This is a genomic window from Nocardioides pacificus, from assembly GCF_054775955.1.
In genome coordinates, this window is record NZ_BAAHCI010000011.1 from 272,865 (window position 1) to 293,749 (window position 20,885).

At 71.7% G+C, this 20,885-nt stretch carries 21 protein-coding genes; 18 read left to right on the forward strand and 3 right to left on the reverse strand.

Translation table 11 applies throughout. The features are described from left to right. From ACYU7L_RS14910 to ACYU7L_RS14920, 3 genes are all read left to right on the forward strand, one after another. Positions 1 to 1,590, forward strand: coding sequence for a YifB family Mg chelatase-like AAA ATPase (locus ACYU7L_RS14910; protein ID WP_460798049.1), 1,590 nt, complete (start codon positions 1 to 3; stop codon positions 1,588 to 1,590). Then, a complete protein-coding gene (gene dprA / locus ACYU7L_RS14915) occupies positions 1,587 to 2,735 on the forward strand; it encodes a DNA-processing protein DprA (protein WP_460798051.1) in 1,149 nt (382 codons plus the stop codon). Before ACYU7L_RS14910 ends, dprA begins: the two co-directional genes overlap by 4 nt. Positions 2,736 to 2,798: 63 nt before the next feature. Further along, positions 2,799 to 3,698, forward strand: a complete 900-nt coding sequence (locus tag ACYU7L_RS14920; protein WP_460798817.1) for a tyrosine recombinase XerC — start codon at positions 2,799 to 2,801, stop codon at positions 3,696 to 3,698. On the opposite strand, the gene ACYU7L_RS14925 is transcribed toward ACYU7L_RS14920, so the two are convergent. Continuing rightward, positions 3,683 to 4,285, reverse strand: a complete 603-nt coding sequence (locus ACYU7L_RS14925; protein ID WP_460798054.1) for a M23 family metallopeptidase — start codon at positions 4,283 to 4,285, stop codon at positions 3,683 to 3,685. The genes ACYU7L_RS14920 and ACYU7L_RS14925 overlap by 16 nt on opposite strands. A gap of 447 nt (positions 4,286 to 4,732) precedes the next feature. Between ACYU7L_RS14925 and rpsB the strand changes: the two genes are divergently transcribed. The 13 genes from rpsB to ACYU7L_RS14990 all read left to right on the forward strand — a co-directional run bounded on the left by rpsB (position 4,733) and on the right by ACYU7L_RS14990 (position 16,103). Continuing rightward, positions 4,733 to 5,725: a 30S ribosomal protein S2 gene (gene rpsB / locus ACYU7L_RS14930; protein WP_460798056.1), complete on the forward strand. Its 993-nt coding sequence runs from the start codon at positions 4,733 to 4,735 to the stop codon at positions 5,723 to 5,725. Positions 5,726 to 5,770: 45 nt separating this feature from the next. Then, positions 5,771 to 6,583 carry a translation elongation factor Ts gene (tsf, locus tag ACYU7L_RS14935; RefSeq protein WP_460798060.1) on the forward strand — a complete coding sequence of 271 codons (813 nt, stop codon included), beginning with the start codon at positions 5,771 to 5,773 and terminating at the stop codon, positions 6,581 to 6,583. Positions 6,584 to 6,784: 201 nt separating this feature from the next. Continuing rightward, the gene (gene pyrH / locus ACYU7L_RS14940; protein WP_460798063.1) at positions 6,785 to 7,498 is read left to right on the forward strand and encodes a UMP kinase; all 714 of its coding nucleotides are present in this window, start codon (positions 6,785 to 6,787) and stop codon (positions 7,496 to 7,498) included. A gap of 48 nt (positions 7,499 to 7,546) precedes the next feature. Next, entirely contained in the window at positions 7,547 to 8,101 is a 555-nt protein-coding gene (gene frr, locus ACYU7L_RS14945; protein ID WP_460798819.1) for a ribosome recycling factor, read from the forward strand. Positions 8,102 to 8,112: 11 nt separating this feature from the next. Next, on the forward strand, positions 8,113 to 8,967 hold the full coding sequence (locus tag ACYU7L_RS14950) for a phosphatidate cytidylyltransferase (protein WP_460798065.1): 855 nt from the start codon (positions 8,113 to 8,115) through the stop codon (positions 8,965 to 8,967). Positions 8,968 to 9,275: 308 nt separating this feature from the next. After that, complete coding sequence (locus ACYU7L_RS14955) at positions 9,276 to 9,578, forward strand: hypothetical protein (protein WP_460798067.1); 303 nt, start codon at positions 9,276 to 9,278, stop codon at positions 9,576 to 9,578. A 6-nt stretch (positions 9,579 to 9,584) separates the two neighbouring features. Further along, positions 9,585 to 10,382, forward strand: coding sequence for a prolipoprotein diacylglyceryl transferase (locus ACYU7L_RS14960; protein WP_460798069.1), 798 nt, complete (start codon positions 9,585 to 9,587; stop codon positions 10,380 to 10,382). Between the two features lie 19 nt (positions 10,383 to 10,401). Beyond that, the gene (locus tag ACYU7L_RS14965; RefSeq protein ID WP_460798071.1) at positions 10,402 to 12,042 is read left to right on the forward strand and encodes a radical SAM protein; all 1,641 of its coding nucleotides are present in this window, start codon (positions 10,402 to 10,404) and stop codon (positions 12,040 to 12,042) included. Further along, a complete protein-coding gene (locus ACYU7L_RS14970; RefSeq protein ID WP_460798073.1) occupies positions 12,039 to 12,371 on the forward strand; it encodes a hypothetical protein in 333 nt (110 codons plus the stop codon). Before ACYU7L_RS14965 ends, ACYU7L_RS14970 begins: the two co-directional genes overlap by 4 nt. A 73-nt stretch (positions 12,372 to 12,444) precedes the next feature. Continuing rightward, entirely contained in the window at positions 12,445 to 12,993 is a 549-nt protein-coding gene (locus tag ACYU7L_RS14975; protein ID WP_460798076.1) for a hypothetical protein, read from the forward strand. Beyond that, positions 12,990 to 13,385 (forward strand): hypothetical protein, encoded by a 396-nt coding sequence (locus ACYU7L_RS14980; protein WP_460798078.1) that lies wholly within the window; start codon positions 12,990 to 12,992, stop codon positions 13,383 to 13,385. The genes ACYU7L_RS14975 and ACYU7L_RS14980 overlap by 4 nt, the downstream gene beginning before the upstream one ends. 43 nt (positions 13,386 to 13,428) lie before the next feature. After that, positions 13,429 to 14,577: a dual-specificity RNA methyltransferase RlmN gene (gene rlmN / locus ACYU7L_RS14985; RefSeq protein ID WP_460798080.1), complete on the forward strand. Its 1,149-nt coding sequence runs from the start codon at positions 13,429 to 13,431 to the stop codon at positions 14,575 to 14,577. Between the two features lie 287 nt (positions 14,578 to 14,864). Continuing rightward, on the forward strand, positions 14,865 to 16,103 hold the full coding sequence (locus ACYU7L_RS14990) for a glycosyltransferase family 4 protein (protein ID WP_460798084.1): 1,239 nt from the start codon (positions 14,865 to 14,867) through the stop codon (positions 16,101 to 16,103). A 39-nt stretch (positions 16,104 to 16,142) separates the two neighbouring features. Here ACYU7L_RS14990 and ACYU7L_RS14995 read toward each other — a convergent pair whose 3' ends face one another. Next, positions 16,143 to 17,252: an LOG family protein gene (locus ACYU7L_RS14995; protein ID WP_460798086.1), complete on the reverse strand. Its 1,110-nt coding sequence runs from the start codon at positions 17,250 to 17,252 to the stop codon at positions 16,143 to 16,145. 65 nt (positions 17,253 to 17,317) lie between these two features. Beyond that, positions 17,318 to 18,202 (reverse strand): serine protein kinase RIO, encoded by an 885-nt coding sequence (locus ACYU7L_RS15000; protein WP_460798088.1) that lies wholly within the window; start codon positions 18,200 to 18,202, stop codon positions 17,318 to 17,320. Positions 18,203 to 18,397: 195 nt separating this feature from the next. Between ACYU7L_RS15000 and ACYU7L_RS15005 the strand changes: the two genes are divergently transcribed. Together ACYU7L_RS15005 and ACYU7L_RS15010 are read left to right on the forward strand one after the other, a co-directional pair. After that, positions 18,398 to 19,894, forward strand: coding sequence for a M1 family metallopeptidase (locus ACYU7L_RS15005; RefSeq protein ID WP_460798090.1), 1,497 nt, complete (start codon positions 18,398 to 18,400; stop codon positions 19,892 to 19,894). A gap of 19 nt (positions 19,895 to 19,913) precedes the next feature. Beyond that, positions 19,914 to 20,858: a hypothetical protein gene (locus ACYU7L_RS15010; protein ID WP_460798092.1), complete on the forward strand. Its 945-nt coding sequence runs from the start codon at positions 19,914 to 19,916 to the stop codon at positions 20,856 to 20,858. Positions 20,859 to 20,885 lie beyond the last annotated feature (27 nt).

Sequence of the window (20,885 nt, forward strand, 5' to 3'; positions counted from 1 at the left end):
ATGCCCTTCGCCACCGCCCACACCGTCTCGCTCCAAGGGGCGCTGGGCCACCTCATCGACGTCCAGGCCGACGTCTCACCGGGCATGGTCGGCACGACGCTCGTAGGACGGGTCGACTCGGCTCTCAACGAGGCCCGCGACCGCTGTCGGATGGCGGTCGCCAACAGCCACTTCCCGTGGCCCGTGACGCGCCGGGTCACGATCCTCCTCTCCCCGGCGGACCTGCCGAAGCGCGGAACCCACTTCGACCTGGCCATCGCCGTCTCTGTCCTCGCGGCTGCGGGGGAGCTGCCGCGCGAGGCGCTCGCGCAGAGCGTCTTCATCGGCGAGCTCACCCTCGACGGGGGGCTGCGCTCCGTGCCGGGGGTGCTGCCCATGGTGCTGGCCGCCTCCGCGCGGGGCATCTCCCGGGTCTTCGTGCCCGAGCCCCAGGCGCGAGAGGCCGTGATGGTGCCGGGGATGTCGGTCTTCGGTGTGCGCTCGCTCGCCCAGGTGGTCGCCGAGCTCTGCGGCAAGGAGGTCCCCGACGCGGCACCGGTGGCGCCCATGTCGGGCAATCGTCTGCTCGCCTGGCGCGGCCAGGACCGGATGGGCGAGCTCGACCTCGCCGACCTCGTCGGCATGCAGGACGCGCGCTACGCCGTCGAGGTGGCAGCTGCCGGGGGCCACCACCTGCTCTTGTCCGGACCGAAGGGAGCCGGCAAGACGACCCTGGCCGAGCGGATCCCGGGCATCCTCCCGGACCTGACCCCGGAGGAGTCCCTCGAGATCACCGCCATCCACTCGCTGGCCGGTGCGCTCGAGCCCGGCGACGACATGATCGTCCGGCCGCCGTTCTTCGCGCCGCACCACAGTGCGAGCAAGGCCGGACTGCTGGGCGGCGGGTCCGGTCGGGTCCGACCCGGGGAGGTCAGCCGGGCGCACTGCGGGGTCCTGTTCCTCGACGAGTTCCCGCTTTTCAACGCCGACGTCATCGAGGCGCTTCGTCAGCCCCTCGAGAGCGGAGAGGTGACGATCTCGCGCGGTGAGGAGTCGGCGACGTTCCCCGCTCGGGGGATGGTCGTGCTTGCGTGCAATCCGTGCCCCTGCGGCGACTTCCATCCGAGCGCGGCCGAGAACCGTTGCACCTGCACAGAGGTGCGCAGACGCGACTACCGCCGCAAGTTCACCGGGCCCATCGCGGATCGCATCGACATCGTCCGCCACGTGCTGCCGGTTCGGCCCCACGAGGCGCGCGACCCCTTCGCGGAGCGGGAGTCCTCGGCCTGCGTGCTGGAGCGCGTCGAGCGGGCCCGCGAGCGCCAGCGGCAGCGCTACCTCGGCCAGACCTGGCGGCTGAACGGCCAGGCGCCCGGGCCCCTGCTGCGTGAGCAGTGGCCGCTCACGGAGCAGGCCCAGGAGCGTCTGGACGACGAGATGTACGCCGGCCGGCTGAGCCGGCGAGGGGCCACCCGTGTGCACCGGCTGGCATGGACGGTCGGCGACCTGCTCGGGGTGGAGCGGCCCGGGCTCACCGAGCTGATGACGGCTCTGTGCCTGCGCACCGGAGACGCCCTGCCCCTCGCCAGCCTCGAGCGAGCCGCCCGATGAGCAGCCGACCGACATCACCAGGCGATGCGGAGCGGCTGGCCAGGGTCGCCCTCAACCGGATCACCGAGCCGGGCGACCCCCGTCTGGTCGCGCTCGTGGCTGAGGTGGGCGCCGTCCGGGTCCACGAGCACCTCGCCGGCGAGCGCGACATCGCGGGCATGCTCACCGACACGGCCGCACGGATGGCGGAGGTCGACCCGGAGCGCGAGCTCGAGCAGGCGGCGCGGCTGGGCATCCGGTTCGTCATCCCCGGGGATGACGAGTGGCCCGCCAGCCTCGACGACCTCGGGGTGGCGGAGCCGTTGCAGAACCGCGGCGGGTCGCCGCTGGGGCTGTGGATCCGAGGACCCGTGCGGCTCGAGCAGCTCGCACGCTCCGTGTCCATCGTCGGATCCCGATCGGCCACCACCTATGGGGCGGACACAGCGGCGGAGATGGCCTCGGTGATCGCCCGCGCCGGCTTCTGTGTGGTGTCGGGAGCCGCCTTCGGCATCGACCAGGCGGCGCACCGAGGCGCCCTGGCCGGGGGCGGGCCCACGGTCGCCGTCCTGGCGTGCGGCGCCGACCGCGTCTATCCGGCCGCGCATCGCCGGCTGCTGGCTCACCTGGGCGAACAGGGGGCGATCATCTCGGAGGCGGCGCCGGGCTGCGCACCGACACGCATCCGCTTCCTCGCCCGCAACCGGATCATCGCGGCCCTGAGCGGTGGCACCGTGGTGGTGGAGGCCGCCGTGCGCAGCGGGGCGCTCAACACCGCCAACTGGGCGGAGCGTCTCCTCCGGCCCCTGATGGGGGTTCCGGGGCCGGTCACCAGCGCGCCCTCACAGGGGGTCCATCAGTTGATCCGCAGCGGTGCCGCGAGCCTGGTCACCAGCGGGGAGGAGGTGCTCGAGCAGGTCGGCGGAGCGGGGGAGCACCTGGTCGAGGTGCCACGTGGACCGACCCGAGTCCGCGACCGGCTGACCCTGCGCCACCAGCAGGTCCTGGATGCGGTGCCGGTCGTGAGGGGAGCCCCCGTGGACTCGGTTGCGCGAACCGCGGGCATCGGGCTGGTGGAGGTCCGCTCCGCGCTCGGGGCCCTCGCGCGTCTCGGACTCGTCGAGCAGTCCGGCGTCGGCTGGCGGCTGACGGATGCGGCGCGGTGACCCAGGGCAGCGCCGCGGTCCTATGCTGGGCAGGTGGCCGAGGACGAGGACCTGCCCGAGGCGATGGCCCGGGTGCTGGGCGACTACGAGCGCCATCTGGTCTCCGAGCGCGACCTGACCCCCCACACCGTGCGGGCCTACGTCGCAGACGTGGCCGGTCTGCTGCGTCACGCCGCCCGGATGGGGCTCGACGACGTCTCCCAGCTCGACCTGAGGACCCTGCGCAGCTGGTTGGCCCTGCAGCAGACGACCGGCATGTCGCGTACGACGCTCTCGCGTCGCGCCACGGCGGCCCGGGTGTTCACCGGGTGGGCCGCCCGCACCGGCCGGTCGGAGAGCGACGCCGGGTCGTCCCTGCGATCGCCCAAGGCACATCGTTCGCTGCCACCCGTGCTGCGAGTCGATGAGGCGCGCGACCTGATCGAGGCCGCCACGGAGCTGGCCGACGACGGCAGCCCGGTGGGGCTGCGTGACGTCGCGATGCTGGAGCTGCTCTATGCCACCGGGATCCGGGTCGGCGAGCTGGTGGCGCTCGACCTCGGTGACGTCGACCGTGAGCGCAACGTCGTGCGTGTGCTCGGCAAGGGACGCAAGGAGCGCAGCGTCCCGTTCGGCCAGCCCGCCGCCGCCGCGGTGGACCGGTGGCTCGACCTCGGTCGGGCGCAGCTGTGGGCCGAGGGGGCCGGCGCCGCGCTCTTCCTGGGCGTGCGGGGCCGGCGCATCGACCAACGGGCGGTCCGCACCCTGGTGCATCGGCGGATCGCCGGGGTGGCGGGCGCGCCTGACATCGGCCCGCACGGGCTCCGGCACAGCGCCGCGACGCACCTGCTCGAGGGGGGCGCCGACCTGCGGTCGGTCCAGGAGCTGCTCGGCCATGCCTCCCTCGCCACCACGCAGATCTACACCCACGTGACGACGGACCGGCTGCGGCGCGCCTACCAGCAGGCTCATCCCAGGGCCTGAGCCAGCCAGTCGGCGTAGGGCAGCTCCAGGCGCCGGAGGGGCAGGGCGGGGCTCTCTCGCGATCCGCCGTGCGTGGGGCCGGAGCCCGTCACCGGCAGGTCGCCCCACTGAGGCAGCAGCCGGACCGGGCCACCCCCCACCAGGAGCAGTGGATCGAGATAGGTGTCGCCTCGGATCCAGCCCCAGTGCAGGCAGACCCGAGGGAAGCAGTGGGAGCCGGCGAGCTCCAGGGCGCCGATGCGCTCACCCGCAGCCACCGGGTCACCCACGGCCACGGTCGCGGTCACCGGTTGGTAGGTCGTGCGGGTCTCGCCGTGAGTGACCGTGACGACCCCGCGCCCCGCCAGCCGTCCGGCGTACGACACGTGCCCGGCCAGGGCAGCCCGCACCGGTTGCGCGACGGAGCCCAGGAGGTCGACGCCCCGGTGGCCCGCGCCGTAGGGGGTGTCGGGCGGGTCGAATCGCTCCACGACCTCCGGTTCCGGGTCCAGTGGCCACGTGCCGCGCGGTTGCTCGTCGGCATGCAGAGGGGATGCGGTGGCCCAGAGCAGGGCGAGGCACAGGACGAGGGATGAGGCGACGCGCATGCCGTCAGCGTGCGCGACTCGGACCGGTCTCGCAGCCGGCACGACCGGGCCGGTGGAGAAGCGGCCTGCGACGGCCGTCTGTGGACGACTGGTGGTCCGGGGGAGGACACGGCGCCGAGGAGCGCCCAGACCGGAGGAGCGTGATTAGCGGCTACCTCGACAGGTGGACTACGCTGCCACCAGCAGTCCAGTGGACTGACTTCGCACGCTCGTCCTCCGCGGCGGGTCCGGCATGCTCCTCGCCGGCCCGGTCATCCGCAGGCGGCGATCCTCGGTCCCGGCCCTGAGCACCAGCTCTGGTCCGGGTGGGATCGGCGCTCGAGCGTCAGGGCAGCCGGCACCCGTCGGCTGCGGCAACTGAAAACAACCGGAGAGCACCACCGGTCCGTCCTGCTCGAAGGACGGGCGCCACGGACGGTGCCTCCACACAACAGGAGAGAACCCCTCATGGCAGTCGTGACCATGCGCCAGCTCCTCGAGAGCGGCGTCCACTTCGGACACCAGACCCGTCGCTGGAACCCGAAGATGAAGCGCTTCATCATGACCGAGCGCAACGGCATCTACATCATCGACCTGCAGCAGTCGCTGGCCTACATCGACCGCTCCTTCGCCTTCGTCAAGGAGACGGTGGCCAAGGGCGGCACGATCATGTTCGTCGGCACCAAGAAGCAGGCCCAGGAGGCCATCGCCGAGCAGGCGACGCGCGTCGGGATGCCCTACGTCAACCAGCGCTGGCTGGGCGGCATGCTCACCAACTTCCAGACCGTGCACCAGCGGATTAACCGTCTGAAGGAGCTCGACGAGCTCGACTTCGACAACGTCGCGGGCTCGGGTCGCACCAAGAAGGAACTGCTTCAGATGAAGCGGGAGCGCGACAAGCTCGACAAGACCCTCGGCGGCATCCGCGAGATGGGCCGCACGCCCAACGCCGTGTGGATCGTCGACACGAACAAGGAGCACCTCGCGGTCGAGGAGGCCCGCAAGCTGCGGATCCCGATCATCGCGATCCTGGACTCCAACTGCGACCCCGACCTCGTCGACTTCCCGATCCCGGGCAACGACGACGCCATCCGCGCGGTCGGCCTGCTGACCCGCGTGGTCGCCGACGCCGTCGCCGAGGGCCTCATCGCCCGCTCCGGTGGCAAGGCCGAGGCCACCGACAGCGCCGCCGCTGCCGAGCCCCTGGCCGAGTGGGAGCGCGAGCTGCTGACCGGTGACGCCGAGAAGGCCGCCGTCGAGGCGACCGGTGGCGACGCCGCTGCGGAGGCCCCGGCCTCCGAGGCGACCGGTGCGTCCACCGAGGCCGCCGCGTCCGACGCTGCTGCCGAGGCCGTCACCGAGGCGCCCGCCGAGGCCGCTGCTGAGTCGACCGAGGCTCCGGCCGAGGCCACCGAGGCCACCGAGGCGCCCGCCGAGGCGTCCACCGACGCTCCGGCCTGAGCGCCTCCACCGCATCGCTTTCGACTACTTCGAGGAAGAAGGAACATGGCGAACATCTCCGCCGCTGACGTCAAGAAGCTCCGCGAGCTGACCGGCGCCGGCATGATGGACTGCAAGAAGGCGCTCACCGAGGCCGAGGGGGACTTCGACAAGGCTGTCGAGATCCTGCGGATCAAGGGCGGCAAGAAGATGGCCGAGCGCGCCGCTGAGCGCGAGGCGTCGGCCGGTCTGGTCGCCACCTCGGGCGGTGCCCTGGTCGAGATCAAGTGCGAGACCGACTTCGTCGCCAAGGGTGACGAGTTCGTCGCCACGGCTCAGCGGATCGCCGACGCGTCCGCCGAGGCCAAGGCCGGCGACGCCGAGGCCCTCAGCGCCGTCCAGCTGGGCGACAAGACCGTTGGCGAGACCGTGCACGACCTCGCCGTCTCCATCGGCGAGAAGATCGAGCTCGGTCGCGTGGCCTACTTCGACGGCCCGGTCGTGGTCTACATGCACAAGCGTGCGGCCGACCTCCCGCCGGCCGTGGGTGTGCTCGTGGAGTACGACGGCAACGAGGAGGCCGCTCGCGGCACCGCGATGCAGATCGCCGCGATGCGCCCGCAGTACCTCACCCGTGACGAGGTCCCCGCGGACATCGTCGCCAAGGAGCGCGAGATCGCCGAGGCGACCTCCCGTGAGGAGGGCAAGCCTGAGCAGGCCATCGCCAAGATCACCGAGGGTCGTCTGAACGGGTTCTTCAAGGACGTCGTGCTGCTGGAGCAGCCGTCGGTCACGGAGAACAAGAAGTCGGTCCAGAAGGTGCTCGACGAGGCCGGCACGACCGTGAAGCGCTTCGCGCGCTTCGAGGTCGGCGCCTGACCCAGTAAGGTTGCTCCGGCCGCCCGCCGGCGGCCCGAGCTCGAGGAGGCCGGTCCCACATGATCCGAGAACATCGGGGTCATCGTCGGACCGGCCTCCTTCGCTGTACACACGACCGCTGTGCACACGACCGCTGTGCAGCCGACCCAGGGCGCTGAGCGGCCACCGCCGCCCGCCACCCGCCGTACGAAGGGAATCCCCGTGACCGGATACAAGCGAGTCCTGCTCAAGCTGTCAGGCGAGGTGTTCGGCGGCGGCAAGGTCGGTCTGGACCTCGACGTCATCAACAGCATCGCCCGCGAGGTGGCCGACGTCGCCCGCGGTGGGACCGAGGTCGCGATCGTCGTCGGTGGCGGTAACTTCTTCCGCGGGGCCGAGCTCCAGCAGCGCGGCATGGAGCGCTCACGGGCGGACTACATGGGCATGCTCGGCACGGTGATGAACTGCCTCGCGCTGCAGGACTTCATCGAGAAGCACGGCGTCGAGACCCGGGTGCAGACCGCCATCGCGATGGGACAGGTCGCAGAGCCCTACATCCCCCGCAAGGCGATCCGGCACCTCGAGAAGGGCCGGGTCGTGATCTTCGGTGCCGGCGCCGGCATGCCGTTCTTCTCCACCGACACCGTGGCCGCCCAGCGCGCGCTGGAGATCGGCTGCGAGGTGATCCTGATGGGCAAGCAGGGCGTGGACGGGGTCTACGACTCCGACCCGAACAAGTTCCCCGAGGCGGTCAAGTTCGACACCCTCACCTATGACGAGTTCCTCACCCGCGGTCTGCTGGTCGCCGACGCCACCTCGGTCAGCCTGGCCCGCGACAACGACCTCGACATGATCGTCTTCAACCTCTCCGAGACGGGCACCATCGGTCGCGTCGTCACGGGTGAGAAGATCGGGACGACGCTCTCGCGCGGCTGAGTCGACGCGCCACCACCGCACCACCCACCGACACAAGGAGAACCCGTGATCAAGGACATCCTCAACGAGGCCGACGACAAGATGACCAAGTCCGTCGAGGCGACGCGCGAGGAGTTCGCCGCGATCCGGGCCGGCCGGGCGCACCCGAGCATGTTCAACAAGATCCTCGTCGACTACTACGGCTCCCCGACGCCGATCCAGCAGCTGGCGTCGTTCACCGCGCCCGAGGCGCGCATCATCCTGATCGCGCCCTTCGACATGGGCGCGATGGGGGCCATCGAGCGGGCCGTGCGCGACTCCGACCTCGGCGTCAACCCCTCGAACGACGGCAAGACCCTGCGCTGCGTCTTCCCGGACCTGAGCCAGGAGCGCCGCAAGGAGTACATCAAGGTCGCCAAGGGCAAGGCCGAGGACGGCCGGGTCTCGGTGCGCAACATCCGTCGTACCGCCAAGCAGAACCTCGACAAGCTCGAGAAGGACGGCGACGTCGGCAAGGACGACGTGACCGGTGCCGAGAAGAAGCTCGACACCCTGACCAAGCAGCACACCGACCAGATCGACGAGATGCTCAAGCACAAGGAAGCCGAGCTGCTCGAGGTCTGAGCAACCCCTTGATGACCGACTCCTCTCCCTCCTCCTCCCCGCAACCGCCCCCCGTCGACCACGGGCGGGCCGGACGCGACCTCCCGGCGGCCATCACCTCTGCGGTGGTGCTGCTGGGCGCCATCGCGCTGTCCCTGTACTTCTGGAAGACCGCGTTCATGTTCATCGTCGCGGCCGCCGTCGCGGTCGCGATCTGGGAGCTGCACCAGGGGCTGCGGGCCAAGCAGATCGAGCTGCCCGAGCGCCCGCTGATGCTCGGCGGCGTGGTGATGGTGGTCGTCGCCTACTTCTGGGGCGCACCCGCCCTCGTGACGGCGACCGCCGTCACGGCGCTCGTGCTGATGCTGCTGCGCCTGGGCGGGGGAGTGGAGGGCTACGTCCGGGACGCGTCGGCCGCTGTCTTCACGCTGATCTATGTCCCCTTCCTCGGGTCCTTCGTGGCCCTGTTGCTGGCAGAGGACGACGGGGCCAAGGGCATCGTGGCCTTCATCCTGGTCACGGTCGCCTCGGACACGGGGGGCTACGTCGCCGGCGTGCTGTTCGGCAAGCACCCGATGGCGCCGGTGATCTCCCCCAAGAAGTCGTGGGAGGGGTTCGCGGGGTCCGCGGTGGCGTGCGTCGCCGCCGGCTGGTTCCTGGTCACCTGGCTGCTGGACGGCGACTGGTGGGTGGGCGTGATCCTCGGGCTCATCGTGGTCGTGATGGCCACGCTGGGCGACCTGTGCGAGTCCGTGATCAAGCGCGACCTCGGGGTCAAGGACATGAGCCGGATCATCCCCGGCCACGGCGGCCTGATGGACCGGCTCGACTCGCTGCTCGCGACCATCGCTCCGACCTGGCTGCTGCTGCACTACCTCGTCTTCTGAGCTGAGCCGGCGATCGAGCGCTGGCTCTGTGCTCCCTGAGGTAGTCAGGGTGGTCAATCACTGATGTTGTCGGGCGAAGCATCGGCCGACAACATCAGCGTTCCCCGGTCGGCCGGGGAATCCGACACCCGGGGCCTTCGGCGTGAAAGGGTGGGCGCCGAATGCCCGCCCCGGACGCAGGAGACACCATGGACAGTTCCCCTGACGCGGGGCCGCCGCACGGTTCGGGCCCATACGGTTCGGGCCCATACGGTTCGGGGCCACACGGTCCTGGCCCGCACGGCCCAGTGCCCCAGGAGCAACGCCCGGTGCGTGGGGGCGTGGTCGTCGCCGGTGGCGTGCTCGGCTTCGCCCTGAGCTGGCTGTGGATCGCCATCGTGCTCTTCGGCGGGTTCGCCAGCTCCTACGGCTCTGAGGGGGACTCGTTCACCGGCTCCTGGGTCTTCGGTGTGCTGGTGGGGGCCGCCGCACTCGCCCCGCTCGTCCTCGCCGTGGTGCTGCTCGTGAGGCCGCGCACCCGACAGGCGGGCGCCGGTCTCGTGATGGGCCTGGCGATCGGGATGGTCGTCGGCAGCGGGATCTGCGCGTCGGCCCTCGTCCCGGGCCTCTGAGCGGCCGTGTATCCCACCCTCGATCCGCTCCTCGGGGTCCCCGTCCCCACCCACGAGGTCTTCGTGGGCCTCGGGGTGCTCGTCGCCGGGATCGTCTTCGGCCTGGAGGCCCATCGGCGCGGCGCGTCCGACGAGCGTCTCGTCTTCGTCGTGGCCGGTGCCCTGGTGGGCGGGGCGATCATGATGCGGATGGGCACCTGGCTCCAGCACGTCGACCTTCGCCAGAACGCCTCGGTCGCCGAGCAGTGGCTCTACGGCAACCGCTCCATCCTCGGAGGGCTGGTGGGGGCCTGGCTCGGCGTCCACATCACCAAGCGCATCGTGGACTACCGGACCCGCACCGGAGACCTGTTCGCGCCGGCTGTCGCGCTCGGCATGGCGGTCGGTCGGATCGGGTGCCTGCTCACCGAGACACCCGGCACGCCGACCGGAGGCGGCTGGGGCATCACCCTCGACGCGGAGGCCGCCGCCCGGGTCGGTGTCGCGCCGGATGTGGGCCTGCACCCGTCGTTCGTCTACGAGATCGCCTTCCACCTCGTGGCGTTCCTGACGCTCTGGCTCTGGCTGCGTCACCAGGCGCTGCCGCCCGGCGAGACGTTCGTCTGGTACGTCGCGAGCTACGGCGTCTTCCGCTTCCTCGTGGAGTTCGTCCGCGGCAACGAGGTCGCGTGGGCGGAGCTCACCCGACCGCAGATGTTCCTCGCCCTGACCGTCCCACTGATCCTGGGGCGGATCGCCTGGCGCTACGGTCAGGGCGCCTATCGCCGGCCATCGGTGCCGGCGCGACCGGAGGTGTCCGCGTGAACCAGACCGGAGGTCTCCCATGAGCACGGCCCAGCAAGGCGCGCGCGGTGCGGGCATGCCGTTGCGCGGCGACCGGATCCACCGCTACGTCAACGCGTTCTGCCCGGTGTGCCACGAGGAGCGCCCCGACCGACCGCTCGCGGAGGTGCAGCGGCTCAGCGGCTGGCTGGTCGAGCGCGACGACCGGATCTGGCTCGAGCGGGGCTGCCCGGCCCACGGCATGGTCCGCACGCTCTACGACGAGTCGCCGGAGATCCTGAGCTACCTCGAGGAGTGGACGGCACCCACCAAGGTCCACGAGCCCGACCTGCGCGGCAACTTCCTGCCGGTGCCGTCGGCCTACGAGCACGGCCTGCCGGAGATGCAGACCCAGCACACCTGCATCCTGCTCGAGGACCTGCTCGACCACTGCAACCTCAAGTGCCCGACCTGCTTCGCGGAGTCCTCTCCGGCGCTCGCCTCGGTGGCCCCGTTGGAGCAGGTGCTCGCCTCGATCGACGCCCGGCTGGCCCGCGAGAACGGCCGCATCGACGTGTTGATGCTCTCCGGCGGTGAGCCGACCCTCTACCCGTGGCTGGCCGAGCTTCTCGACGCGGTCGTCGCGCGCCCCGTCGTACGCATCCTGATCAACAGCAACGGACTCGCGATCGCCCGGGACGACGAGCTGCTCGCGCTGCTGCGACGGCACCGGGAGCGGGTCGAGGTCTACCTGCAGTACGACGGGGAGTCGGCGGAGGCCTCTCGCTACCACCGCGGTGCCGACATCCGCCGGTTCAAGGAGCGCGCGATCGAGCGGCTCTCCGGAGCGGGGGTGTTCACCACGCTGACGATGACGGCAGCGCTGGGGGTCAACGACGACGAGATCGGGTTCGTCCTCAAGCGTGCCCTCGACACGCCGTACGTCGGCGGGGTGACGATCCAGCCGGTGTTCGGCTCCGGGCGCTCGGGCGCGATCGACCCGATGGACCGGCTGACCCACACCGGCGTGCTCGCCCGGCTGGAGGAGCAGACCGGTGGGCTCGTCTCCTGGCGTGACCTCACCGCGCTGCCGTGCTCGCATCCGCACTGCTGCTCGGTGGGCTACCTGCTGCGCGACGACTCCGGCAGCTGGCGCTCGCTGACCGCGCTGATCGGCCACGACCGGCTCAAGCAGTGGCTCGACCTGGAGCCCGACACCCTGGCCAACCGGATCGCCGACGACTCCATCCCGGTGTCGCTGCGCTCGGTGGTCAAGGACTCCCTGCTCGACCTGCTCTCGGAGCAGTCCTCGCTCTCGCACCCGTCGATGACCACGATCTGGCGCGACATCTGCCAGAACTGCGATCTCGGGATCGGCACGCTCAGCACCCTGGTGGCCTCCAAGCTGCCCGGCCAGCACGAGCGGCTGCGCCGGATGCTCGGGGAGCGGGTGCTGCGGGTGACGGTGAAGCCCTTCATGGACATGAACACGATGATCGAGGAGCGGCTCACCCAGTGCTGCGTGCACGTCGGCACGGTCAACGCCGAAACCGCCGCCCACCAGTGCGCGCCGTTCTGCGCCGTGCAGGCCTGGGCGCCGCTGGGACGGCGTCGGCTGTCGACCGCGACAGGTGCTCCGGCCGGGGCCGTCGAGGGGGCTGGCGCGTCGGGTCTGCTGCCGCTCGTCGAGGAGACGCGGTGAGCCGGGACCCGCGCCTCGTCGAGCCGACCCGGGGCGTTGCGGCAGGGGGCGCCGGCTCGGCGGAATCCGCGGCTGAGGGCTCTGGAGCGGGGGAGACCTTCGACCCGCTGCGGCTGTGCATCTTCGCGACCGTCGCCCTCCTGGGCTGGGCGCTGGGCCCCGTGGCGCTGGTCTTCTTCGCAGGGCTGGGCTTCGTGGGCTACTGGCGCGCGCGGCGGGCCGGGCTGACCCGCTCGCAGTGCCTGCTGCGCGACACCCGCCTGGTCCTCGCCTATCTGGCGCTGCTCGTGGCGGCCGGGGTCGTCGGGATCTGGTGGTGGGTCCGATGACCGGCCTCAGCGCGTCGCCCGTGCGGTGCGGGGCCGAGCCCTACGATGAGCCGCGAGAGCGGGGTGTGTGCCGATGAGCCAACCACCGGACGACCGGTCACCGGACGACCGGCCCGTGGACGGCAAGCAGCAGGGGCAGCCGCCGGGCGGCTGGGGGCCGGCGCAGTACGGCGCGCCGTACCCGCCGCAGCCCGGGTCAGGTCCCTACCAGCCCGGCCCGTATCCGCCCGGTCCCTACCAGCCCGGTCCCAACCAGCCCGGCCCCAACCAGTCCGGCCAGCACCCCTCGCCGTACACGCCGCTCGAGGGCGCACGCAGCGACAAGACCATGCGGTGGGTCGGCCTGGTCGTCGGCTTCTTCGTCGGTCCCACGGCCCTGGTGACGCTGTGGACGGCGGTGTCGTTCTTCCTTGACGCCGTGGGGCTGCCCGGAGAGGTGCTCGGCGTCGGGTCGATCGCCGTGGTGGTGGTGTTCGGGGCGGCCATGGTGGCCGGACTGGTCTTCCCGCAGACCCGCTGGTGGGCCTTGGGCATGATCATCGGCATCGCCGTGACGTTCATCGTGCTGGCCGGGGCCTGCCTGGCCTTCATCTACCTCCTCACGACAGCACTGGAGCCATGACCGAGTCCACCCCAGAGTCCCGAACAGAGACCCCCTCCGAGGCGCCCTCCGAGGCACCCGGCGAGACCCCGCCCGAGAGCACCCCGCCGAGCTGGTGGCACCGCGACCATCCGACCTTCACGCCGGTCGCCGGGTTCTTCTCCGGGCTGCTCTTCGTCATCTTCGTGCCCGGTGCCTTCGCGACGATCCTGAGGCTGTTCTTCCCCTACGACACGGCGCGGGGGCTCTACCCCTTCGTGGTCATCACGCTGGCGATCCCGTTCGCGCTGCTGGTCTCGCCGCCCAGCCGACGCTTCGGTCGCTACATGCTCCTCGGCATGCTGCTGACACTGGTCGTGGTGGTCGGCGTCGGGGCCCTCGTGCTGTGGGTGTTGATGCGGACCGACGGCTGACGTTTCGCCCCATCGTTGGCCCGGGTGGGATGATCGAGGTCTGATGTCTGATGAGCTGACCCCCGCCGCTGCCGGAACCACCCCCCTCCAGCTGGTCTTCGACGAGCCGCGTGGCCGCAAGAAGCCACCGCGGCACCTCGCCGACCTCACCGAGGACGAGCGCAAGGAGCTGCTGACCAGTCATGGTCTTCCGGCCTTCCGCGCCAAGCAGCTCTCCACGCACTACTTCGCGCGGCTGGTCGACGACCCCGCGGAGATGACCGACCTCCCCGCGACCCAGCGCACCGAGCTGGTCGAGGCCCTCCTGCCGCGGCTGATGACGCCGTTGCGCACGATGGAGGCCGACAAGGGCACCACGCGCAAGACCCTGTGGAAGCTCTTCGACGGCGCCCTGGTCGAGTCCGTCCTGATGCGCTACCCCGACCGCGCCACGGTCTGCGTCTCCTCGCAGGCCGGCTGCGGCATGGCCTGCCCGTTCTGCGCCACCGGCCAGGGCGGACTGCAGCGCAACATGTCCACCGCGGAGATCGTGGAGCAGGTCGTTGCGGGTGCCCGCTCGATGGCGCGCGGCGAGGTCCCCGGTGGGCCGGGCCGCGTCTCCAACGTCGTGTTCATGGGGATGGGCGAGCCGCTGGCCAACTACAAGGCCGTGATCGGCGCGGTGCGCCGGCTGACCGACCCGGCTCCGGCCGGACTCGGCATGAGCGCGCGCGGCATCACGGTCTCGACCGTGGGCCTGGTGCCGCGGATCAGGCAGCTCACCGAGGAGGGCATCCCGGTCACGCTGGCGCTCTCGCTGCACGCACCCGACGACGAGCTGCGCAACGAGCTGGTCCCGATCAACACGCGGTTCTCCGTCGCGGAGACGGTCGAGGCGGCGTGGGACTACGCCGCGAAGACCAAGCGCCGGGTGTCGATCGAGTACGCCATGATGCGCGGCATCAACGACCAGGCCTGGCGCGCGGACCTGCTCGGCGACGTCCTCAACTCGTACGGCGACTGGGGCTGGGTGCACGTCAACCTGATCCCGCTCAACCCCACGCCCGGCTCCAAGTGGACCGCGTCGGACCCGGCCGACGAGCGCGAGTTCGTCCGTCGCCTGGAGGCCAAGGGCATCTCCACGACGGTGCGCGACACGCGCGGCCGGGAGATCGACGGCGCCTGCGGCCAGCTCGCCGCCACCGAGGCCTGACCCGCCCCACCCCGCCGAGTCGGCGCAACTTCACCCCCGAGTCGGCGCTTCTTGACCGCCCAGTCGGCGCAACTTCACCCCGGTCGGTGAAAGTCCGCCGACTCGGCGGTGAAAGTGCGCCGACTCGGCGGTGAAAGTGCGCCGACTCGGCGGTGTAACTGCGCCGACTGGGGTGTTGAACGGCGTCGACCCGCAGGGTTCACGGGGTGTCCATCCGCGGCTGACCGGGTGTTGGCGCGGGCTTCCTAGCGTCCGAGGTGCCGAGACCTCACGACGTTAGGGACACGATGACCCTGCTCCGGTTCAGCCACCCGACCGCCACCTCGCGTCCGAGCGCCCCCGACAGCACAGGCGGCGCCGTACTCGCCTTCCCCGCCGGCCGGGAGGCGCGCCCGTTGCGCGTGCTCGTGGTCAGCGAGTCCTTCCTGCCCCAGGTCAACGGCGTGACCAACTCCGTGCGCCGGGTGCTGGAGCACCTCGCCGCCGAGGGCCACGAGGCCGAGCTGGTCGCTCCGACCGGGCCGCCCTCCTATGCGGGCTTCCCGGTCACCCGCACCCGTGGTGCCAGCCTGCCGTTCTACAAGGACTTCCGGCTGGGGTTCGAGACCCGGCGCCGGCTGCGCGAGATCATGCTGCGCTTCCGCCCCGACGTGGTGCACGTCGCCTCCCCGGCGACGCTCGGCCACCAGGCCTGCCGAGCAGCGGCCGAGCTCGGCATCCCCGCCGTGGCGATCTATCAGACCGACCTGATCGGGTTCGCCGAGCGGTACGACGTGGCGGGGGGCGCGACGGCCGCCGCGTGGCTCACCCGGCGCATCCACTCCTCGGCCGCGCTGACCCTGGCCCCGTCGACGGCGAGCATGCGTCAGCTCGAGGCGCTGGCGGTGCCGGACGTGGTGCACTGGCCCCGGGGCGTCGACCTCGCGGCGTACTCGCCGGGCAACCGGTGTGAGGACCTGCGCCGACGGCTGGCGCCGGGCGGGGAGCTGCTCGTGGGCTACGTCGGGAGGATGGCCGCCGAGAAGGAGCTCGACCTGCTGCGGGGGTTGAGCAACATGCCGGGGATCAGGCTGGTGATGGTCGGCGACGGCCCCGAGAAGCGGCGCCTGCGTGAGCTCATGCCCCAGGCGGCCTTCCTCGGTCTGCTCCACGGTGAGGAGCTGGCCCGGGCCCACGCCTCCTTCGACGTCTTCGTGCACACCGGACGCCACGAGACCTTCTGCCAGTCCGCTCAGGAGGCGCTCGCCTCGGGGGTGCCGGTGGTGGCCCCGCGAGCGGGGGGACCACTGGACCTGGTGGCCGAGGGTCGGACCGGCTTCCTCTTCGAGCCCGGCGAGGCGGCCCAGGTCGGAGCCTTCGTGCGCCTGCTCGGCCACGACGAGCAGCTGCGGGCGCGGATGGCGGCCGCGGCGCGACCCAGCGTCGAGGGCCGCTCGTGGGCCGCGGTCAACGCGGCGCTGGTCGGCCACTACCGGAGGGTGTCGGGCCAGCCGGCGCTCCGGCGGCTGAGCGAGCTCGCCGGCTGAGACGAGGCCCCTCCCTCGAGCTGCTTCCGCGACCGGCGCTCAGCGAGACGAGACCATCAGGTCCGTCGCCTCCTCGACGGTGTCGACCAGGTGCACCATCGCCTCCATCGGTCGTCCGCGGGCGAGCGCGCGCAGCAGCGGCCACGCGGGCAGCTCCTCGGTCCAGTAGCGCCGCCCGACGAGGACCATGGGAGCCAGCGACGACTCGTCGGCGTAGTAGTTCTCGCAGCCGTCCTGGAAGATCTCCTGGACGGTCCCACCGGCCCCCGGCAGGAACACGATCCCCGCGTCGCAGACCTCGAGCAGCACCGCCTCCCGGCCGGGGTTGCCGAAGTACTTCGCGATCGCGGTGGCGAACGGGTTCGGCGGCTCGTGGCCGTAGTGCCAGGTGGGGATGCCCAACGACTGGGCGCCGCCGGGGAAGCGATCGAGGACGGCGAAGGCCGCCTCCGCCCAGGCGCCGACCGACGGGTGGAAGGAGGGCGCCGCGGCGAGCGTCTCCAGGGCGTGGTCGACCGCGTCCTCCGGCTGGCCGCTCAGGTGAGCGCCGAGGTTGGCCGCCTCCATCGCGCCGGGTCCGCCCCCGGTCGCGACGGTGAGCGAGGACGCCAGGGCTCGTCCCAGGCGCGTCGCCGCGGCGTACTCCTCGCCGCCGCGCACCAGGGCGTGCCCGCCCATCACCCCGACCAGGGGGCGGCCCTCCCGACGCTGCTGCGTCACCCACGCACGCAGGGCCTCGTCGACGGAGTGGTCGTGCAGCGCGCGCGCCAGGGTCGCGTCGCGCCCCCGCATGCCCGGCTGTTGGGCCCAGGCGTAGGCGCGGGCGTCCAGGCTCTCGGCGTAGGCGGGGGAGTCGAAGAGCTCGGCGGCCGTGTAGAGCGTGGTCCGGTAGGTGTCCACCGGCACACCCGGCACATCGGGGAAGACCACGGCGCCCCGCGCGCGCACGGACTCCTCGTCGCCGTTGCCGAAGCGGCACCCGACGAAGAGCGCCCCCGCGACGCGGCACCTGCGCAGGGCCTCCCGGTGGCCGGTGAGGTCCAGGTCCTGCAGGTGCCAGCCGGTCATCGAGGTCGCTCCGGCCGCGAGCCTGCGGTCCAGGTCGGCGAGCGAGGCGACCTCGATGACACGTCCGCGGCTGTGCTGCATGCCCGCGAACCTAGCCGAACGCCCCTCAGTGGCCTCTCAACGGCTCGGTCTCAGAAATCCTGGTCTCAGAAGGCCTGGGCCACCAGCTCCGCGAAGAGCGCGTGCTCGTCGACGTCCAGTCCCCGCGCCCGGAACCACGTCACGACGTTGGTGCAGTCGCGCATCAAGAGGTCCGTCCCGCGCGGGTTCCCGACGAGGTCGACCACCTGCGGCAGGTCGATGATCACCAGACGCTCGCCCGCCGCCAGGATGTTGTACGGCGAGAGGTCGCCGTGCGCGAGGCCGTGGCGAGCCAGCTCGGCCATCGCCCCGCGCAGCTGGTCGAAGTACGACGCCAGCAGGGCGGGCGCCGGACGGGTCTGGGCCAGCCGCGGGGCGGTCTCACCGTCGACGGTGACCCACTCCATCAGGATCTCGGTGCCGTCGATCTGCACCGGATAGGGGACGGGGAGCCCCATCGACCAGCAGCGCACGAGGGCCTCCCACTCCGCCCACGCCCACTGTCCGTCGGCCACGGCGCGGCCGTGGGCGGTCTTCTTCGCGAGTGCCCGGGCATCGCGGCTGTTGCGGGTGCGTCGGCCCTCCGTGTAGACGCTCGAGCGGTGGAAGGCGCTGTGCTCGGAGTCCCGGTAGCGCTTGGCGGCCATCACGACCGAGGGGCCGTCGGGCGTGCCGCGCTCCAGCAGGAAGACGTCGGCCTCCTTGCCGGTCTTGAGGACGCCGAGCTCGGTGTCGAGGGCGCCCTGGTCGGTCACGACCCAGTCGGGGCGTGGCTGAGGGCCACGACAGAGCGGCTCGACGCTCAGCCAGGTGGACCAGCGCTGGTCGGCGCCGTCGGGATCGTCGTACGCCGTGAAGTCGAAGACGAAGGTCGGGTCGAGATCGGCGAACCGATCGTCGGGGTGGTGCTGCGGCTCGTCAGTGGTGAGCTCGCTGAAGTGGTCTGACATCGCTGGTGATGCTCCGTGTGATCGAGAGGTGGTCTGCGGACAGGCCGGGCACAGTCCTCATGTCACGGCTCCTCTCGATCGGGCGACGCCGCTGTCGGCGCACGCTGGCACCATCGTGTCGCGACGACACGGCTCCGGCAACGGGTTTTCGGATACCTTGCGCATCGTGAGCACGGGGAGAGGACCATGGCCGTCATGAGCACCACGAGATTCTCGGGACCCTTGAGGCGAGCGCTGGTCGCGCTCAGTGCGGGGGCGTTGCTGGCCGGCATCACCGCGCTGCCGGCCTCAGCCGTCGGGCCAGCCGTCGATTCAGCCGTCGATGCAGCCGTCGATGTGGAGAGGCTCGACCGGGCCGCGGCGGCCGCTGCGCCGGGGGCCGCCGGGATCGGCGACCCCTACTTCCCCACCGACGGCAACGGCGGCTACGACGTGGCCCACTACGACGTGCATGTCCGCTATGCCCTGCGCCGTGCGCGGGTGAGCGGCTGGACGGTGCTCACGGCCCGCGCCGACCAGGACCTCTCCAGCCTCAACCTCGACTTCATGCTCGGCGTCCGCAAGGTGCTCGTGGACGGGCAGCCGGCGACCTTCCGCCGCCCGAACCGCCACGAGCTGCAGGTGGTGCCCGCGCGCCCCATCGCCGCCGGTGCGACGTTCCGGGTGCGGGTGGGCTATGCGGGCCGGCCCGGGCACGAGCGCTGGCGCGGCGAGGACCCGTGGCTCTCGAGCCCGCAGGAGGCCGTGGCGATGGGTGAGCCGCAGATGGCCGCGTGGTGGTTCCCGGGCAACGACCACCCCCGCGACAAGGCCGCCTTCGACATCCACGTCACCGTGCCCCAGGGACGCCAGGCCATCGCCAACGGCGAGCTGGTCGGACGCACGAGCGCCGGAGGCAGGACCACCTGGCACTGGCGGGCGAGCGAGCCGATGGCTCCCTACCTGGCGTTCTTCGCCGCGGGGCGCTTCCAGATCGCCCGAGGCACCGACCACGGCGTGCGCTGGCTCTCCGCCGTCTCCCGCGAGCTGGGGCCGGCGGCCCGCCGCCGCGCGATGAAGCTGATGAAGCGGACCCCCCAGGTGGTGGCGTGGAGCGAGCGCTACCTGGGCGACTACCCGTTCTCGATCGCAGGCGGCGTCACGACCAGCCTCTACACCGGCTTCGCGCTCGAGAACCAGACCCGCTCGACCTACCCCTACGTCGGCGGCCCCGGCAACGTCTGGCTCGTGGTGCACGAGACCGCCCACCAGTGGTTCGGCGACTCCGTGTCGGTGAAGAACTGGCGCGACATCTGGCTCAACGAGGGCTTCGCCAGCTTCATGGAGCGCCTCTGGGACGAGACCCACGGCGGGCCGGACGCGCAGACCTGGCTGATGCGGCAGTGGCGCTCGATGCCGGCGCCGTTCTGGAAGCTCGAGCTGGCCGACCCGGGGGCGTCCCACATCTTCGACTTCGAGGTCTATGACCGTGGGTCCATGGTCGTGCAGGCGCTGCGCCACCGGATCGGGGACACCGACTTCTGGGCTCTGCTGAAGGCCTGGACGCAGGGACGGCGCCTCGGCAACGGCAGCGTGGACGACTTCGAGGCGCTCGCCGCCGAGATCAGCGGAGAGGACCTGGACGGGTTCTTCGACGCCTGGCTGCGCGGATCGACGCGCCCGGCCCGGACCGCTGCCAACGGGGCGGGCTGAGGTCCGCTGAGGTCTGGGCATGGACACCGTCGCGTGGCTCCTCGAGGGTGATCCGGCGGTGCGCTGGCAGGTGCACCGTGACCTGCTGGGTGCCCCGGCCGCGCAGGTCACGGCTGGGCGGGGACTCGTCGCGACGCGGGGGTGGGGTGCTCGGCTCCTCGCCGCGCAGGGTCCCGACGGCCGCTGGGCAGGGGCGCTCTACAGCCCGAAGTGGACGTCCACGACCTACACCCTGCTGCTCCTGGACCGGCTGGGCCTCGAGCGCCGACACCCGCAGGCGCTGACCGGCTGCCGGGTGCTCTGGGATGCCGCCCGCTGGTGGGGAGGCGGCCTGAACCTGGCGAAGACCGTGCGTGAGCCGGAGACCTGCATCACCGCGATGCTGGTGCTGCTCGCCCATGGCTTCGGGTACGACGACGCACGGGTCGAGGGCGCGGTCGACTGGCTGGTGGGTGAGCAGCTCGGCGACGGCGGCTGGAACTGCGACACGGCGCGCACCGGGTCCGCACACGGCTCCTTCCACACCACGATCAGCGTGCTGGAGGCCCTCGAGCGGGTGCGGGTCGAGAGCGTGCCCACCGGCTCGTCCCGTCCGGACGTGGAGGGCGCGCTGGCCGCCGGCCGCGAGTTCCTCCTCGCCCACCGGCTCTTCCGGTCGCACCGCACCGGAGAGGTCGTCGACCCCGCCTACCTGAGCTTCCCGTTCCCGCCCCAGTGGCACTACGACGTGCTGCGCGGGCTGGAGCACTTCCGCGAGGCGGGTGCCGCTCGTGACGAGCGGCTCTCCGAGGCGGTCGAGAGGCTCCGTGGGGCCGCCGGGGCGGACGGGACCTGGCGCCGCTACCGCCCGTGGCCCGGGCGGCAGTGGTTCGCCCTCGAGTCGGCCGGGCCCAGTCGCTGGACCACCCTGCGTGCCCTGCGCGTGCTCGGGTGGTGGGACCGACCGCTCGTCGCGGACTCCTGACGACTTGTCGAGTGACGGGCACCACCA

Bases quoted from the DNA above. Each gene is read 5' to 3' on its own strand.
- ACYU7L_RS14910 (WP_460798049.1), top strand. From the start codon at position 1: ATGCCCTTCGCCACCGCCCACACCGTCTCGCTCCAAGGGGCGCTGGGC.
- dprA (WP_460798051.1), top strand. From the start codon at position 1,587: ATGAGCAGCCGACCGACATCACCAGGCGATGCGGAGCGGCTGGCCAGG.
- ACYU7L_RS14920 (WP_460798817.1), top strand. From the start codon at position 2,799: ATGGCCCGGGTGCTGGGCGACTACGAGCGCCATCTGGTCTCCGAGCGC.
- ACYU7L_RS14925 (WP_460798054.1), bottom strand. From the start codon at position 4,285: ATGCGCGTCGCCTCATCCCTCGTCCTGTGCCTCGCCCTGCTCTGGGCC.
- rpsB (WP_460798056.1), top strand. From the start codon at position 4,733: ATGGCAGTCGTGACCATGCGCCAGCTCCTCGAGAGCGGCGTCCACTTC.
- tsf (WP_460798060.1), top strand. From the start codon at position 5,771: ATGGCGAACATCTCCGCCGCTGACGTCAAGAAGCTCCGCGAGCTGACC.
- ACYU7L_RS14950 (WP_460798065.1), top strand. From the start codon at position 8,113: ATGACCGACTCCTCTCCCTCCTCCTCCCCGCAACCGCCCCCCGTCGAC.
- ACYU7L_RS14965 (WP_460798071.1), top strand. From the start codon at position 10,402: ATGAGCACGGCCCAGCAAGGCGCGCGCGGTGCGGGCATGCCGTTGCGC.
- ACYU7L_RS14975 (WP_460798076.1), top strand. From the start codon at position 12,445: ATGAGCCAACCACCGGACGACCGGTCACCGGACGACCGGCCCGTGGAC.
- ACYU7L_RS14980 (WP_460798078.1), top strand. From the start codon at position 12,990: ATGACCGAGTCCACCCCAGAGTCCCGAACAGAGACCCCCTCCGAGGCG.
- rlmN (WP_460798080.1), top strand. From the start codon at position 13,429: ATGTCTGATGAGCTGACCCCCGCCGCTGCCGGAACCACCCCCCTCCAG.
- ACYU7L_RS14990 (WP_460798084.1), top strand. From the start codon at position 14,865: ATGACCCTGCTCCGGTTCAGCCACCCGACCGCCACCTCGCGTCCGAGC.
- ACYU7L_RS14995 (WP_460798086.1), bottom strand. From the start codon at position 17,252: ATGCAGCACAGCCGCGGACGTGTCATCGAGGTCGCCTCGCTCGCCGAC.
- ACYU7L_RS15000 (WP_460798088.1), bottom strand. From the start codon at position 18,202: ATGTCAGACCACTTCAGCGAGCTCACCACTGACGAGCCGCAGCACCAC.
- ACYU7L_RS15005 (WP_460798090.1), top strand. From the start codon at position 18,398: ATGAGCACCACGAGATTCTCGGGACCCTTGAGGCGAGCGCTGGTCGCG.
- ACYU7L_RS15010 (WP_460798092.1), top strand. From the start codon at position 19,914: ATGGACACCGTCGCGTGGCTCCTCGAGGGTGATCCGGCGGTGCGCTGG.